The 15,913-nt window shown below is 65.3% G+C and carries 16 protein-coding genes; 12 read left to right on the top strand and 4 right to left on the bottom strand.

Annotation, left to right across the window (positions count from 1 at the left end):
* Window positions 1–107: 107 nt before the first annotated feature.
* The gene (locus R6258_RS13090) at window positions 108–479 is read right to left on the bottom strand and encodes a phasin family protein (RefSeq protein WP_318450969.1); all 372 of its coding nucleotides are present in this window, start codon (window positions 477–479) and stop codon (window positions 108–110) included.
* Window positions 480–667: 188 nt separating this feature from the next.
* Between R6258_RS13090 and R6258_RS13085 the strand changes: the two genes are divergently transcribed.
* The 5 genes from R6258_RS13085 (at window position 668) to R6258_RS13065 (ending at window position 5,182) form a co-directional block, all read left to right on the top strand.
* Entirely contained in the window at window positions 668–1,627 is a 960-nt protein-coding gene (locus R6258_RS13085; RefSeq protein WP_318450967.1) for a threonine/serine dehydratase, read from the top strand.
* A 218-nt stretch (window positions 1,628–1,845) separates the two neighbouring features.
* Window positions 1,846–2,661, top strand: coding sequence for an ABC transporter ATP-binding protein (locus R6258_RS13080; RefSeq protein WP_318450965.1), 816 nt, complete (start codon window positions 1,846–1,848; stop codon window positions 2,659–2,661).
* Window positions 2,658–3,365, top strand: coding sequence for an ABC transporter ATP-binding protein (locus tag R6258_RS13075; RefSeq protein WP_318450963.1), 708 nt, complete (start codon window positions 2,658–2,660; stop codon window positions 3,363–3,365). The genes R6258_RS13080 and R6258_RS13075 overlap by 4 nt, the downstream gene beginning before the upstream one ends.
* A gap of 3 nt (window positions 3,366–3,368) precedes the next feature.
* Window positions 3,369–4,238: a branched-chain amino acid ABC transporter permease gene (locus tag R6258_RS13070; RefSeq protein WP_318450961.1), complete on the top strand. Its 870-nt coding sequence runs from the start codon at window positions 3,369–3,371 to the stop codon at window positions 4,236–4,238.
* Window positions 4,238–5,182: a branched-chain amino acid ABC transporter permease gene (locus R6258_RS13065; protein WP_318451150.1), complete on the top strand. Its 945-nt coding sequence runs from the start codon at window positions 4,238–4,240 to the stop codon at window positions 5,180–5,182. Before R6258_RS13070 ends, R6258_RS13065 begins: the two co-directional genes overlap by 1 nt.
* Window positions 5,183–5,308: 126 nt before the next feature.
* Here R6258_RS13065 and R6258_RS13060 read toward each other — a convergent pair whose 3' ends face one another.
* Window positions 5,309–6,523: an ABC transporter substrate-binding protein gene (locus R6258_RS13060; protein ID WP_318450959.1), complete on the bottom strand. Its 1,215-nt coding sequence runs from the start codon at window positions 6,521–6,523 to the stop codon at window positions 5,309–5,311.
* A 236-nt stretch (window positions 6,524–6,759) separates the two neighbouring features.
* On the opposite strand from R6258_RS13060, the gene R6258_RS13055 reads away from it, so the two are divergent.
* The 6 genes from R6258_RS13055 to R6258_RS13030 all read left to right on the top strand — a co-directional run bounded on the left by R6258_RS13055 (window position 6,760) and on the right by R6258_RS13030 (window position 12,397).
* Entirely contained in the window at window positions 6,760–6,978 is a 219-nt protein-coding gene (locus R6258_RS13055; RefSeq protein ID WP_318450957.1) for a DUF1656 domain-containing protein, read from the top strand.
* A 3-nt stretch (window positions 6,979–6,981) separates the two neighbouring features.
* Window positions 6,982–7,848: an efflux RND transporter periplasmic adaptor subunit gene (locus tag R6258_RS13050; protein ID WP_318450955.1), complete on the top strand. Its 867-nt coding sequence runs from the start codon at window positions 6,982–6,984 to the stop codon at window positions 7,846–7,848.
* Window positions 7,849–7,858: 10 nt separating this feature from the next.
* A complete protein-coding gene (locus tag R6258_RS13045; RefSeq protein ID WP_318450953.1) occupies window positions 7,859–9,892 on the top strand; it encodes an FUSC family protein in 2,034 nt (677 codons plus the stop codon).
* Between the two features lie 69 nt (window positions 9,893–9,961).
* Window positions 9,962–11,200, top strand: a complete 1,239-nt coding sequence (locus tag R6258_RS13040; protein WP_318450951.1) for a PQQ-binding-like beta-propeller repeat protein — start codon at window positions 9,962–9,964, stop codon at window positions 11,198–11,200.
* Window positions 11,088–11,849 (top strand): PQQ-binding-like beta-propeller repeat protein, encoded by a 762-nt coding sequence (locus R6258_RS13035; RefSeq protein WP_318450949.1) that lies wholly within the window; start codon window positions 11,088–11,090, stop codon window positions 11,847–11,849. Before R6258_RS13040 ends, R6258_RS13035 begins: the two co-directional genes overlap by 113 nt.
* Window positions 11,850–11,977: 128 nt before the next feature.
* Window positions 11,978–12,397 (top strand): GNAT family acetyltransferase, encoded by a 420-nt coding sequence (locus tag R6258_RS13030; protein ID WP_318450944.1) that lies wholly within the window; start codon window positions 11,978–11,980, stop codon window positions 12,395–12,397.
* A gap of 69 nt (window positions 12,398–12,466) precedes the next feature.
* Here the strand turns inward: R6258_RS13030 and R6258_RS13025 are convergent, their stop codons facing one another.
* Both R6258_RS13025 and R6258_RS13020 read right to left on the bottom strand, forming a co-directional pair.
* Window positions 12,467–13,156 (bottom strand): glutathione binding-like protein, encoded by a 690-nt coding sequence (locus R6258_RS13025; RefSeq protein ID WP_318450942.1) that lies wholly within the window; start codon window positions 13,154–13,156, stop codon window positions 12,467–12,469.
* Window positions 13,157–13,235: 79 nt separating this feature from the next.
* A complete protein-coding gene (locus R6258_RS13020; RefSeq protein WP_318450940.1) occupies window positions 13,236–13,946 on the bottom strand; it encodes a glutathione S-transferase N-terminal domain-containing protein in 711 nt (236 codons plus the stop codon).
* Between the two features lie 266 nt (window positions 13,947–14,212).
* Between R6258_RS13020 and R6258_RS13015 the strand changes: the two genes are divergently transcribed.
* The gene (locus R6258_RS13015) at window positions 14,213–15,913 is read left to right on the top strand and encodes a diguanylate cyclase (protein WP_318450938.1); all 1,701 of its coding nucleotides are present in this window, start codon (window positions 14,213–14,215) and stop codon (window positions 15,911–15,913) included.

Genomic DNA, 15,913 nt, shown 5'->3' with positions numbered 1-15,913 from the left:
GCCAAACCCTGCGCGGCGAACGGCCATGCAAAAAAACGGCCGCCGGGGTTACCGGCGGCCGTTTGGAGTCGGCTGCGGCGCGAGTGCCGCAGTCGATTCAGCAGCGCTTACTTGGCCTTGCTGGCGGCAGTGCGGCTGGCGGTCTTCATGTTGTCCTCGACCAGCTTCTGGCTCTTCTGAGCGAAGTCCTGGTTCAGGGCAACGACCTTCTCGGCGTCATCCTTGAAACGCTCGCCGAGATCCTTCGCCGTCTTCTGCTGCTCTTGGACGTAGTTGCGAAGGCCTTCGGCATCGCGCACGTTGAGCATAGAACGCGCCTGACCCATGTAGGTGTCGGTGCACGCCTTGGCGAAGTCGAGCTGGGTGTGGAGCACCTTCTCGCTGTAGTCCACGGCCATGGCGGCGTAGGCGCGCGCCGGGCCGAAGAACATGGATTCGAACTGCTGGGTCGCCTGGTCGAAATTGGTGCTAGTCGCCATGATTCACCTCCGTGAGTGATGGTTGGCTAAACTCGGAGGGCTCCTCTCAAAGGGCTTTGACCTCCGCTGCAATGCAACATAGCAAAGCCATTGCTGCATTGCAACATGAGACGTGAAATCGATGCCTCGACTATCTTGACGATACGACCCTGACAGCTCGAACACGTTGCGCGACTCAAGGAATCGGCATGTCTCATCAACACCTTACGCTCGACTCGCTGCATCGGGCCCGCGAGCACATCCAGCGCACGCTGGCCCCTTCCCCGGTCATCGACGACATCGAGCTGTCCCGGCAGTTGGGATGCCCGGTGCGTCTCAAGGCCGAGCTCTTCCAGCCGACCGGCTCCTTCAAGCCACGCGGCAGTCTCAACTGGCTGGCCACCGCCAGCGACGCAGAACTGGCCGCCGGGCTGGGCGCGGTGTCCGCCGGCAATCACGCCCTGGGGTTGGCCTGGGCCGCCTCGGAGCGCGGTGTGCCGGTGACCATCGTGATGCCCGAAAACGCCAGCCCGTATAAGGTCGAGGGCAGCCGTGCGCTGGGCGCCGAGGTGATTCTCCACGGCGACATCAACGACGCCTGGACGCATATGCATCAGTTGGTCGCAAGCCGCGGGCTGACCCTGGTCCATCCCTACGACGATCCGCGCATCATCGCCGGCCAGGGCAGCGTCGGCCTGGAGATTCTCGAGCAGATCCCCCACGCCGCCATGCTGCTGTGCCCGATCGGCGGCGGCGGGCTCATCGCCGGCATCGCCGTCGCCGTCAAGGCGCTGCGCCCGGATATCCGCCTGATCGGCGTCGAGCCGACCGGCGCCGCCAGCATGCAGGCCGCCTTCGACTACGGCGGCCCCTGCCGGCTGGGCTCGGTCGAAACGCTGGCCAAGAGCCTGGGCGCGGCGATCGTCGGCGAGCATACCTACCCCCTGGTACGCCGCTGCGTCGATGCGCTGATCGGCGTCAGCGAATCGGCGATCGACGCGGCCATGCGTCACCTGCTGTTCGACGCCAAGCTGCTCGCCGAGCCCGGTGCGGCGGTCGGCATCGCCGCCCTGCTGGAGGGCCAGCTGGCGCTGCCTCAAGCGGGCGATATCGTCGTGGTGGTCACCGGCGGCAACCTGGGTGGCGATGAGCTCAGTCGCTGGTGTTGAACGTAAAGGCAATGCCATTGGCCGCCGATACAGCGTTTAATCATCGCCATGACAAGCGCTTGTCGCCCATACGCGCCACGCTGTAAGGTCTGGCGACGACTCTCGTCACACCAATCACACCGTGAAAAGCGTTGCCGGCCAAGGCGGGTGGAGCCCAGCCATATCCGCCCTATCCGCATGCGCATAACCACAACAAGACGCTTACGAGGAACTCTTCCTTGATTCGAATCGACAACGTCTCCAAGGCGTTCGGCGGCCTTCAGGCGGTACGGGGCGTTTCCTTCGAGGTTACGCAGGGCAGTATCACCGGGCTGATCGGTCCCAACGGGGCCGGCAAGAGCACGCTGTTCAACATCGTCGCCGGACTCTTCCCCCCTTCCAGCGGCCGCGTGCTGCTCGACGGCCAGGACATTACCGGCCTGCCGCCGCACAAGCTGTTTCACCGCGGCCTGGTGCGCACGTTCCAGATTCCCCATGAATTCTCGCGCATGACGGTACGCGAGAACCTGATGGTGGTCCCGCCCGACCAGAGCGGCGAGAACCTGTTCCAGAGCTGGCTGCGCTGGGGCAAGGTCAAGCAGCAGGACAGCGAAGTGCTGGATCGCGTCGACGAGGTACTCAAGTTCCTCGAGATCACCCACGTCGCCGACGAACTGGCCGGCAATCTGTCGGGCGGTCAAAAGAAGCTGCTCGACCTGGGCCGCACGATGATGACCGACGCCAAGGTGGTGCTGCTCGACGAACCCGGCGCCGGCGTCAACCGCACCCTGCTCGGCAAGATTCGCGAAGCGATCCTGCGGCTCAACCGCGAACGCGGCTATACCTTCTGCGTCATCGAGCACGACATGGATCTGATCTCGGCGCTGTGCGAACCGGTTCACGTGATGGCCAACGGCGCGCTGATCGCCTCCGGTTCGATGGACGTGCTGCGCCAGAACGAGGAGGTCCGCGAGGCCTATCTGGGCGGCGGTGCCAGCGGCCGGATGGGCGAATCGACCAATAAGCCTGCTGCGGATCAAGGAGAGCCCTCATGAGCAGTCTGCTCGAAGCCAAGGGCCTCTACGGCGGCTATGGCGGTGCCGATATCCTCAAGGGCACCAACCTGCGCGTGGAGACCGACGAGATCGTGGTCATCGTCGGCCCCAACGGCGCCGGCAAGTCCACCGCCATGAAGGCGGTGTTCGGCCTGCTGCGGATTCGCGAAGGCGAAGTCCTCTACCGCGGCGAGGCGATTACCAACGCCAAGCCCGAACAGATGGTCCGCCGCGGCATCGCCTACGTGCCCCAGGAGAAGAACGTCTTTCCGTCAATGACGGTGCGCGAGAACCTCGAGATGGGCGCCTATCTGATGAAGGGCGACCTGACCGAGCGCCTCGACAAGGTCTATACACTATTCCCCAAGCTCGCCGAGCGGCGCCGCCAACAGGCCGGACTGATGTCCGGCGGCGAACGCCAGATGGTTGCCATGGGCCGCGCGCTGATGATCGATCCGCAGCTATTGATGCTCGACGAACCCACCGCTGGCCTCTCGCCGCTGCTGATCGACGAGACCTTCGAACGCATCCAGGAGATCAATGCTCAGGGCATCGGCGTGATGATGGTCGAACAGAACGCCAAGCAGGCACTGGCCATCGCCAGCCGGGGCTATGTGCTGGCCACCGGCAGTAACCGCCACGAAGACACCGGTCCCAACCTGTTGGCCAACCCGGAAGTCGCTGAAATGTTCCTGGGAGGCTGAACCATGACCGATATCCTGCAACTGCTCGTCTACGGCCTGGTTCTGGGCAGCGTCCTGACCATGGGTGCGATCGGCGTGTCGATGATTTTCGGCATCCTGCGCTTCGCGCATTTCGCACACGGCGATTTCATGACCCTGGGCGCCTATCTGGGACTGACCTTCATCTCGGCCTTCGGGCTAAGTTCCTGGTGGGCACTGCCCGCGGCGATGGTCGGCATGGCGGTGGTCGCGGTGTTCATCGACCAGGTACTCTACCGGCGGATTCGCCGCACCCAGCCGGTGATCCTGCTGATCGCCTCGTTCGGCATGGCGCTGATCCTGCGCAGCCTGGTGCAGCTGATCTGGGGCTCCGACAACCAGACCTACGCCTCGGGCATCCAGTTCCCCTGGCGGCTCGACTGGCTGGGCGGGCTGCGCCTCAAGCCCGACCACCTGTGGATCATGCTGATCTCGCTGGGCCTGGTCGCCAGCGTGCATCTATTCCTGACCCGCACCCGGCTGGGCAAGGCGATGCGTGCGATGTCCGACAACATGGATCTGGCGCTGGTCTCGGGGATCCCCGCCGAGCGCGTGATCATGGTCACCTGGGTGATCGGCGGCGCCCTGGCGGCCGCGGCCGGCGTGTTCCTGGGCATCGACACGCGCCTGCACCCGGTGATGGGCTGGACCACGCTGCTGCCGATCTTCGCCGCGGCGATCCTCGGCGGCATCGGCCGACCCTATGGCGCCATTGCCGGCGGCATGATCATCGGCGTGTCGATGGAGATGTCGACGCTGCTGATCCCCGCCGCCTACAAACCCGCCGTGGCCTTCGCGATCATGGTCGGCATGCTCATCCTGCGCCCGCAGGGCATCTTCAAGGGGACTGTGTGATGGAACTCACCGGCATCGCCTCGTACCTGATCTCGTTTCTGACCTTCGCCGGCATCTATGCCGTGCTCGCGCTGGGCCTCAACATGCAGTGGGGCTTCACCGGCCAGTTCAACATCGGTATCGCCGGCTTCTTCGCGGTCGGTGCCTATACCAGCGCGATCCTCACCACGCCGTCGAGTCCCGCCTACCTGGGCGGCTTCGGCATGCCGTTTTCGGTCGGTCTGGTCGGCGCGGTCATCGCCTCGACGCTGCTCGGCCTGGTCGTCGGCCTGATCACCGCGCGGCTGCGCACCGATTACCTGGCCATCGCCTCGATCGGCATCGCAGAAATGGTCCGCCTGTTCGTCAAGAACGAGGACTGGCTGACCAACGGCGTGCGCGGCATCGCCGGCATCGACCGGCCGCTGGCCGGCACCGCGCTGGATAGTGGGTTCACCTACCTGGTGATCGTGGCGCTGTTCGTCGGCCTCGTCTACTTTCTGGTCGAGCGCGCCTACGCCTCGCCCTGGGGCCGTGTGCTACGCGCCATTCGCGAGAACGAGCCGGCCACCGCGGCGGCCGGCAAGTCGATCGCCGGTTTCCGGCTTCAGGCGTTCGTGCTGGGCTCGGCGATCATGGGCCTGGGCGGCGGGCTCTATGCCCACTTCTTCGGGTTCCTGAGCCCCGAGGCGTTCATGCCGCTCTACGGCACCTTCCTGGTCTGGGTGATGCTGATCGCCGGCGGCAGCGGCAACAACCGCGGCGCGATTCTCGGCGCCATCGTGGTGTGGGGCGTGTGGTCGGGCACGGAGCTGCTCACCGGATTGCTGCCCTCCGAACACGCCACCCAGGCCGCGGCCCTGCGCGTACTGCTGATCGGCGTGCTGCTGCAGCTCATCTTGGTGCTGCGTCCCGAGGGGATCCTGCCCGAGAAGCCGCCCAAGCTGATCGTCAGGAAGCGCTGAGCGTCTGCGTCGCTCCACCGGCTTTCCCCCGTAACGACAACGCCCGGCCTAGGCCGGGCGTTGTCGTTGCTGATTCGAGAATCGTCGCGGCGGCCAGGCGATGCTCGATCGCCTGGCACGCGTTGCTTACATCTTGGGTTCGAAGATCCGGTTGGTGACCACTTCGCCATCCTTGAAGGTCCACTCGCCGAAGGTCCCCGGCACGTCGCCGTTGTCGTCGAAATTGACCGAACCGGAAGCGCCTTCGTAATCGATATCCTGGCCTTCCTTGAGCAGCTTGACGGCTTTCTCGAACTCACCCGGGCCGACCTGCTCGCCCGGCGGGTTGGCGACGTCGCGCAGGTGATCGCGAATCGCCACGCTATCGGTGGTACCGGCCGCCTGAGCCGCCAGCGAAAGCAGGTAGAAGGCGTCGTAGGCGGTATCCAGGTAGGGCTTGGGCGGCAACGAGCCGTATTCGCTCTTATAGGCGCTACTGAAGTGCTGAGCCCCCGGCGAATCGGCGCGAGCCTGCGGTACGGTACCCACCGAGCCCTCGAGGTATTTCGCGCCCAGATTGTCGACCAGCTCGGGAGCCTTCATGCCATCGGTGAAGACGAAGTTCTTGAAGAAACCGCCCTCCAGCGACTGACGCAGAATGGTCTGGCCGTTCTCCGGGTAACCGATCAGTACCAGCGCCTCGGCGTCATCGTTGGCGGCCTGCTGCAGCTCGCCGCGATAGGCCGCCTGGCCCTGCTCGTAGGCCACCGACGCGGAGACCGTGCCGCCGGCCTTCTCGTAGGCCTGGGTGAAGGCATCGGCAAGCCCTTTGCCGTAGTCGTTGTTGATGTAGATGATGCTGACGTTTTCGTAGCCCTTCTCCTGGGTCACTTCGGACAGCGCCACGCCCTGGAAGGCGTCCGACGGCACGGTGCGGAACAGGAAGTCGCCATCGTCCAGCGAGGTGATCACCGGCGAGGTCGAGGCGCTGCTGATCTGCGGCACCTGCTCGGGCTTGGAGACGCTCTGCGCCACGGGGATGGTCACCCCACTGGAAAGCGCGCCGAAGATCGCGTTGACGCCTTCGATGTTGACCAGCTTCTGAGCCGCGGCGACGCCCGGCTGCGGCGAGGTCTGGGTATCGCCACTGCTGATCGCGACGTCTTCGCCCAGTACGCCGCCGGCGGCGTTGATCTCCTTGGCGGCGAGTTGCGCGGCCTTGAGCGCGGGCTCACCATAGCTTTGCAGATCGCCGGTCAGCGGCACCAGCACGCCGATCTTGAGCGGCGCAGCCAGGGCGGAAATACTGGTGGCCAAGGCCACCGCGGAAATGGCACCGATAAGCGGTTTCTTGACGGTCATTGCAGAGACTCCTTTGCTGACCTTTGATTGTTGGTTGATCGGTGGGCGTGACCCTTCATTGACATCAACCCGTGGTCCAGCATAAGCGGGTCACTGGCAATAGACAAAGTGCCGCGTAGCGCGACAGTCAACGCTCGATCGACAGAGTGGCGAAGGAGACGTACATGGTCACATAATTAGTTAGCATGTTAACATTAATGGCCATTATCCCGCCGCATAATCAGCCAAGGACTCGCATGGGACTTAAGGAAATCGCGCTCGGCGGCATCTATCTGAGCCCAATGCTGGGCTATGCGCTACTCGGCTTCATTAGCGCCGTCGTCGTGCGCAGTTGCCTGCATCGCTTCCTGCGCCAGCAGATCCTGTGGTACGAGGCGTGGTTCGATGCCGCCCTGTTCATCATTCTCACGGCGCTCGCCGCCTTCCTTTTTTCCGCTCCCGGTGAGGCTATCTAGTCGATGCGCAAGTCGTTACGCATTCTCGTTACTCTGCTGGTCGTCGCCGCCGCGGTCGCCGCCGGGCTATGGCTGTGGCATTACTATCTGTATACGCCGTGGACCCGCGACGGCCGCGTGCGCGCCAACGTGATCACCATCGCCCCGGACGTCTCGGGCTGGGTCGATACGCTGGCGGTGCAGGACAACGCCAGCGTCGACCGGGGTGAGGTGCTGTTCACGGTCAACGATACGCGTTACCAGGCGGCGCTCGAGCGCGCCCAGGCGGTGGTCGATCAGCGCCAGGCGACGCTCGATCTCAAGCGCCACGAACAGTCGCGGCGACAGCGCCTGAGCCGCCAGGCGATCAGCGCCGAAAACCAGGAGATCGCCCGCATCGACACCCGTGTCGCCGAGGCCAATCTGGCCCAGGCCCAGGCCGACCTGGAAAGCGCGCGCATCGATGTCGAGCGCACCGTCGTCAAGGCGCCGGTGGCCGGCCACATCCTCAACATGCATCTCAACGCGGGTAACTACGTCAACGCCGGTCAGGCGACGATGGCATTGGTCCAGGCGGATTCCTTCTACGTCACCGGCTATTTCGAAGAGACCAAGATGCCCTTCATCGACCTCGGCGACGCCGCCGTGGTCACGCTGATGAGCGGCGACACCCGCCTGCGGGGGCATGTCGCCGGCCTCGGGCGGGGCATCGCCAACACCAACACCTCGACCAATACCGAGTTGCTGCCCCAGGTCCAGCCGACCTTCAACTGGGTGCGCCTGGCCCAGCGCATTCCGGTGCGCATCGAGCTCGACGCGATCCCCGAGGGCACCCTGCTGAGCGCCGGTATGACCGCGACGGTGCGCATCGTCGACGCAGCCGATCAGTGAGCGCGGCCTGATGTCGGCTTTCCTCGATGCCTACCTGACGCCCTCGGCGAGTGCCGTCAAGTTCGCTATCAAGGCCACCCTGGCGATGTTCCTGGCGCTCTATCTGGCGCTGTGGTTCAACCTCGACCGCCCCTACTGGGCGCTGATCTCGGCGGCCTTCCTGCAGATTCGGCCGATGAGCGGCATGGTCGTCGAGAAGGGGCTCTGCCAGATCGGCGGCACCGCCATCGGCGCGCTGGCGGGCATCGTTATCATGGCGCTGTTCGTTCAGGCGCGCGTCCCGGCGCTGATCGCGCTGACCGCCTGGATCATGCTCTGCACCTACGGCAGCTCGCTGCTGCGCAACAACTTCTCCTACGGCTGCATCATGGCCGCGGTGACCGCGATGCTGATAGTGGTGATCGCCGGCAGCAACCCGGCGAGTGTCTTCGACGTGGCCGTCGCGCGGCTTTCCGAGCTCGGCCTGGGCGCCGTCTGCGCGACCCTGGTCAGCTCGCTGCTGTGGCCTTCGCAGGTCAGCGACCATCTGGCCGCCCAGGCCGACAGCGTGGTCAATCAGGCGTTCGTCCAGGCCGCGCAGCGCCTCGAGGCCAGCGACGACGAAGCAGCGCTGCAAGCCTCGCTGACCGGCAGCCTGGGGCCGCTGACGATGCTCGAGACCGACAGTCAGGCCGCGCGCTACGAAGGCCCCGAGGGCAAGGGCCGGGTGCGCGCCACGCATGTGCTGACCCGGCGTACGCTACGCTTTCTGGCCACGCTACAGGCCATGCAGCGCCTGCTGCGCGATCACAACGCACGAATCGATGGCGACATACGCCAACTCATCGCCGAGATCGCCGAGGGCTTTCGCCAGGCCGAGCAGGTCAGTGGCGTGAGTGCGGCCCGTGAACGGCTCCAGGCCCTGCGCCACCGCGCCCACCAGCAGGACACCGCCAGCCTCGCCCCGCTGCAGCTGCGCATCGTGCTGGGGCTGCGCGAGACGCTCGGTCACGCCATCGTGATGCTCGACGCACGCGAGGCGGTAACCCGTCCCCGCGGCCGCCAGTTGCGCAGCGGCCGACTGTCCTGGCACCGCGACCATCTCGCCGCCGGCGTCAACGCCCTGCGCGCGGGGATCGTGTTCGTCGGTCTGGCGACGTTCTGGGTTCTCACTCACTGGTCCAACGGCCAGGTGGCGATGCTGCTGGGCACGCTGTTCTCGGCGTTCTTCGCCAGTCGCGACAATCCCGTCGCGCTGACCCTGACGTTCTTCAAGGGCATGCTGTTCGCCATTCCCAGCGCCTTCCTGTTCGGCCACGTGCTGCTCTCGCAGGCGTCGGGATTCCCGCTGCTGGCGTTAGTGTTCGGCACGCCGTTGTTCCTCGGCCTGCTCGGCGCCGGCAATCCCAGGACCATGGGCCACTGCCTGGCGTTCACCATCTTCAATATCCTGCTGACCATGCCCGGCAATGGCATGGACTTCTCGTTCGACAGCTTCGCCAACCGCGCCATCAGCGTGATCATCGGGCTCAGCGCGGTGGTCATGAGCTTCAGGCTGCTCCCCGGGCTGGGAGCGACGCTGCGCCAGCGGCGGCTGGTCTCCTCGATCACCCGCGACCTGCGGCGCATCGATCGCCACTCGCGCCACGATACCGAGGCGCGCTTTGCCGGGCGCATGGCCGATCGCATCCTGTCGATGGCCCGCCACGACGACACCCTGCCGGAAAAGCAACGCCACCTGCTCGCGCTGGGCCTGACCGGGCTCGACATGGGCAACAGCAGCCTGCGCCTGCGTGGGTGGCTGGACGACACGCCCCATCCCGCGGTGAAGCGCGCCCAGCGCCAGGTGCACGAAGCGCTGGCCGAGGCGTATGCCGAGAGCGCCGCCGGGCGGCCCATCGGTAACGCGCTGTCCCGGGCCGCCCATTCGCTGTACGACGCCGTCGCCCACCATGACGCCCTGCCCCAGGAGAGCCGGCCTCTGTTACAGGGCCTGCTCGAGCGCCTCGAACTGACCCTCAGCCAACAGGCCGAGCGCCAGGCGGCGACCGATACCGCAGGGTGAGGCCAGCGCTGCGACCGGTTACTGCAAATCCGGTCACGTATTTGCGTTCCCTCTGCATGATGACAACACTTGATTAACCGCCTAAGGATTGAAAATACCCCGCTCAAGGTCGGCGACGATCTCTATGTGTGCACCGGCCACGACATCCTGATCTCCCTGGATGCCGCCACCGGCGAGGAAAACTGGCGCTACGATCCGCAAGTACCCGACGAGGCGATTCCCTATACCGCCGCCTGCCGCGGCGTCACCTATTACCAAGTGCCGCGGGATCGCCTGGCTTCATCTTCAGCGACCACCGACCAGGCTGGCAACGAACAGGCCAGCGACAATGCTCGGGGCAACGACTCGAAGCCGGCCCCGAGTGGCTCGGAGAGCAATCAGCAGGCCGCCGCCGTCAGCGACCAGCGCTGCCGCGCCCGGATCATCGTCGGCACGCTGGACGCGCGACTGATCGAGGTCGACGCGCAAACCGGCAAGCCTTGCAGCGGCTTCGGCCAGCACGGCCAGGTCGATATTACCGGCCACATGGGGTCGACCCCGCCAGGCTACGTCGCCATCGACACCGCCCCCGTGGTGGTCCGCAACGTACTCGTGACCGGACACGAGGTGCTAGACGGCCAGAGCACCGACGAACCCTCCGGCGTGATCAAGGGCTGCGACGTCGTCACCGGCGAGCTACTGTGGGCCTGGGACCCGGCCAAACCCAGGCAGAGCCGCCCCCTGACCGGCGACGCCATCTACCCACGCGGCTCTCCCAACATGTGGACCACGGCCATTGGCGACAGCAAGCTGGGCATGGTCTATCTGCCGATGGGGAACGCCCTGCCCGATTACTGGAGCAGCAACCGCAACGAGGCGGAAAAGACCTACTCCAGCGGTGTCGTCGCGCTCGACGTGGAGACCGGCCGGCCCGTCTGGCATTTCCAGTCGGCGCACAACGACGTATGGGACTACGATCTCGGCGCCCAGCCGACGCTGATCGACTTTCCCACCGATCACGGCGAGGTGCCGGCACTCATCCTGCCCACCAAGCAGGCCGAGATCTATATGCTCGATCGCAAGACGGGTAAACCGCTTGGCGGTGGCGTGGAAGAACGCCCCGTGCCCCAGGGCGGCGTCGAGCCCGAGCAGCGCTCGCCGACCCAGCCGCGCCGATCTGCGCTTCCCGCCGCTCACACCGCGCGATACCTGGGGAATGAGCCCCTTCGATCAGCTCTATTGCCGCATCCAGTTCCAGCGCGCCCGCTACGACGGCCCCTATACGCCACCGATGGCGGACCAGCCGTATATCCAGTACCCCAGCTATAACGGCGGCTCCGACTGGGGCAGCGTGGCGGTCGACCCCACGCGCGGCGTACTCATCGCCAACTACAACAATATGGCCATGTACAACCAGCTGCTGTCGCGCGAGACCGTGAAGAAGCTCGGCTGGCAGACCCGCGCGGAGAAGCACCAGGGCGTGACTGCCGTGGAGGGCGCCGGAGCGCCGCAGGTCGGCGCTCCCTACGGCGTCGATGTCAACGCCGGCTGGCGCAACCCCTACACCGGCCTGCTCTGCACCCAGCCGCCCTACGGCGGCATTCGCGCCTTCGACCTCGCCAGCGGCAAGACGCTGTGGGATCGGCCGCTGGGAACGGCACGCGCCAATGGCCCCTGGGGGATCGAATCCCATCTACCAATCAATATCGGCACCCCCAACAACGGCGGCGCCGGGGTCACCGCCGGCGGTTTGGTCTTCATCGCCGCGGCGACCGACAACCTGTTTAGAGCCATCGATATCGAGACCGGCAAGACGCTCTGGAGCGTACCGCTGCCGGCCGGCGGCCAGGCCAACCCCATCGTCTACAAGGCCGATGGCCACGAATACGTGATGATTCGCACCTCCGGTCATCATTTCATGCACACGCCCAAGGGCGACTCGGTCATCGCCTATGCATTGCCGGAGAATAGCGGCTGAGGATCAGTCATCAGACTGACAGCGAGAAAGCGCCGCCTCTCGGGCGGCGCTTTTTTATGTCCGGGCCGTTTCGCCCCGCGATGGCGTCGCGCATGGCAGAATGGCGGCGAGCGCCGAAGGAGAAAGAGATGCAGATCCGCCCGTTTCAACACGCCGACGAGGATGCCGTGATCGCGCTGTGGCAGGCCTGCGAGCTATCGCGCCCCTGGAACGACCCGCGCCGCGACATCGCCCGCAAGCTCGCCGAGGATCCCAGCCTGTTCCTGGTCGGCATCCTCGATGGCGAGTTGATCGCCAGCGCAATGGCCGGTTACGAGGGCCATCGCGGCTGGCTGCACTATCTGGCGGTGGCGCCAGCGCATCAGGGTCGCGGCCACGGCAAGCGGATGATCGCCGCCGTCGAGCGCGCGCTGATCGCCCGGGGCTGTCCCAAACTGATGCTGATGGTGCGCCACGAGCGCCCCGAACTGCTCGAGCTGTATGACCGGCTCGGCTACACGCAGGGCGAGTTCGTCACTCTCGGTAAGCGGCTGATCGCCGACGATTGACGCTCGACCGGCGTACCATCATGAAAAAGCCCGGCTTCAGCCGGGCTCTTGCGTTGCGAGGGGATGGCGTCATTTCTGGCCGAACAGATGCTTGCGCGCCTCATCGTCCATGGTCACTCCATCTTCCGGATTGACTTCCTCGGCACGTGCATAGGCGCGCTTGATGCCGTCACGCCGAGCGATCTTCTCGAACCAGCGCTGGACATTGGGAAAGTCCTCGATCTCCTGGCCCTGCTTGGCATACGGCTTGATCCACGGCCAGATCGCCATGTCGGCGATGGTATAGTCGTCGCCGGCCACGTAATCATGATCTTCCAGACGCTTGTCGAGCACGCCGTAGAGCCGCGCGGTCTCATTGAGGTAACGCTCGATGGCGTAATCGATCTTCTCCGGCGCGTAGTTGCGAAAATGATGGTTCTGGCCGGCCATCGGCCCCAAGCCGCCCATCTGCCAGTACAGCCACTGCAGCGTCACATAGCGCTCGCGACCGCTTGGGGCGAGGAACTTGCCGCTCTTGTCGGCCAGGTATTCGAGAATCGCCCCCGACTCGAACAGCGACAGCGGCTGGCCGCCATCGGCCGGATGCCGGTCGACGATCGCCGGGATCCGATTGTTGGGCGCGATCTCCAGGAACTCGGCGCTGAACTGTTCGCCCTTGCCGATATTGATCGGATGCAGGGCGTACTCGAGCCCCGCCTCCTCGAGAAAGATGCTGATCTTGTGGCCGTTGGGCGTTGTCCAATAATACAGATCGATCATGGAACCTCCTGTGTCCTATGACTTTCTGTGACGGCAAGCTGTGACGGCGAGCGGCGCACCGCTCGCCCGGGATCCGGCGTCAGTTGGCGTAGGCGCCCTCGATATCGACGATGCGCTTGGTGTTGCGTCCCAGGCCGTCATGCAGGTCGAGCATGCGCTCCATCCAGGCGTAGACCGGGTCGGCGTTCGACACCAGATCGGCGGTCGATACGCAGCGCGCCCACATGAAACTGCCGAACAGCAAGTAGTCGGCGGCCGCCGGCGCCTCGCCGTCGACGAAATCCGCTTCGCCGAGCCGGCCGCGCAGCGGCTCCAGCGCCTGGTCGAGCTGGCTCAGACCGCGGCTCGGGGCATGGACCTCCTCGAGGGCGCGACCGAATGCCTTCTCGCGGGTCTCGCGGAAATACTCGCGGTCGCACGGATCGATGGCGTTGTACAGATCCATGATGATGGTCTTCATCATCCCCGGGGCCAGGCTGCGTTCGGCATAGAACTTGAAGAAGCGCGCCCGCGACTCGGCCTCGCCGCTGCCCAGCAACGGCTTGTCGGGGTAGGTGCGGTCGAGATAGCGGAAGATCTCGTAGCTGTCGGTCGCCGTGGTCTCGCCGTCGACCAGCACCGGCACCTTACCCTGCTCGGAGAAGGCGATCGCCTGCTTATCGGTGAAGTACCAAGGCCGGGCCTCGTAATCCAGCCCCTTGTGGGCCAGCGCGTACTTGACGCGCCAGCAGTAGGGAGAAAAGCGCAGATTCTCGTCGATACCGCACAGGTCATACAGTACACGTGGCATAGCGTCCTCGGCGTCAGAAGCGTTGTTTGCAGACGCTACCATCATGCCCAAGATGCCACCAAACCGACAGCGACAGTCGCTGGTAACGGCATCGATGCGCTGCGTTGAATCGAAGGCGTTTCATCCTGGCGGCTAGCGGCCGGATACTAGACGCAAACCGAGCGGACGCCTTATAGACGCAGCAGAGCGACCGCCGATAATCAACGGGGCGCCGTTGTCGCGCCCCACCCTCGCCCAGCGAGGGTTATAACCGACGGACGCAGCGGATGCCCTGGCGCCTTCTGGCGGGAATCGTAGCGCTATTCGCAGGCTTGCTGAGCGGGCCGGACGATGCGCGCGCCCATGCAGGCCCGGTGCGCGAACCCGAGTCGCTCAAGCGCGTTTCACTGCAGTTGCTGTGGCACCACCAGTTCCAGTTCGCCGGCTACTACGCCGCCGTCGATCAGGGCTATTACCGTGACGCCGGGCTCGAGGTCGAGATTCGCAGCGGCGGCTACGACGCCCAGGGCCACGCTCCCGATCCCGTGGAAGAAGTCGTGTTCGGGCGCGCCGACTTCGGCACGTCGCGCGCCGACCTGCTGATCCACCATAGCCACGGCCTGCCGGTCGCGTTGCTGGCCAGCATCATGCAGCGCTCGCCACTGATCTTCCTGACCCTGAAACGCTACGGTTTCAACCGGCTCGAAGCGATCGGCGACCGGCCGGTATCGTTGACCCTGCCCAGCCTGGGAAGCGGTACCCGGGTCAGCGCCGAGACGCTGGCCGCGCTCGAGCGCGCCGGGGTCGACTATCGCGCGCTCGACAATTCCGCGCCCAGTTGGCAACTTGCGGACCTACTCGACGGCACGACCCAACTGATCCCCGCGTATGTCACCGACACCCCTTACTTCGTGCGCCAGGCCGGCGCCCGACCGGTGGAAATCAAACCCACCGACTACGGCATCGACTTCTACGGCCAACTGCTCTTCACCAGCCAGCAGCTACTCGACGAAGCGCCCGAGACCGCCGCCGCGTTTCGCCGCGCTTCCCTCCAGGGCTGGCGCTACGCCCTCGATCACCCCCAGGAAATCGCCGAGCTGATCCTGCGCGATTACGGCACTCGCGGCCCCGGCTACGACAAGGCCTTCCTGCTCGCCGAGGCCGAGCGTATCCGCGGACTCATGCAGCCCGAACTGATCGAGATCGGCTACACCAACCGTCAACGTTGGCAGCAGATCGCCGATACCTATAGCGAATTGGGTCTGATCGGACACTACGAACTCGACCGTTTCCTGCAGGCGGCTTTGCCGCCTCGGCCTCAGCTCGCCAATCTCTGGGCCTGGTCGCTCCCCGGGTTGAGCGTACTGTTGGGGATCGCCGGAATCGCCGGCTATCTGTACGCCACTAACCGCCGGCTAGTTACCGAGGTGGGGCGGCGCCAGCATGCCGAGCAGGCGCTACGCCACCATGCCGAACGCGACGGGCTCACCGGCGCCCTGAACCGGCGCCTATTCGACGAGAATTACCAGCACGAGATCGCCCGCGCGCATGCCGGGGGCCGCGCGTTGAGCCTGATCATCTTCGATGTCGATCACTTCAAGCTGATTAACGATCACTTCGGCCACCTGGCCGGCGATCAGGTATTGATCGACATCGCCGCCGTCACTCGACCGCTGCTACGCGCGACGGACTATTTCGGTCGTTATGGCGGCGAGGAGTTCGCCTTGCTGCTGCCAGACACTCCGCTCGACGAGGCCTGCGAGATCGCCCAACGGCTGAACGAAGCCCACCGCGCCCATCGGGTCGTCGATGGCGCCAGCACCATCCATTACACCGTCAGCCTGGGTGTGGCGGCGCTGCGGCCCGACGACGGTTCGTCCGACGCGCTATTGCGACGTGCCGACCAGTTGCTCTATCAGGCCAAGCGCGCCGGGCGCGACACGCTGATGAGTCAGGGGGTGGATGGGAGCGCGACACCGGTGGGCTGA

Source organism: Halomonas sp. HP20-15 (assembly GCF_033446685.1).
Taxonomy (GTDB): Bacteria; Pseudomonadota; Gammaproteobacteria; order Pseudomonadales; family Halomonadaceae; genus Modicisalibacter.
The sequence above is the reverse complement of the archived record's forward strand: the minus strand, read 5'-3'. Positions and strand labels throughout refer to the sequence as shown.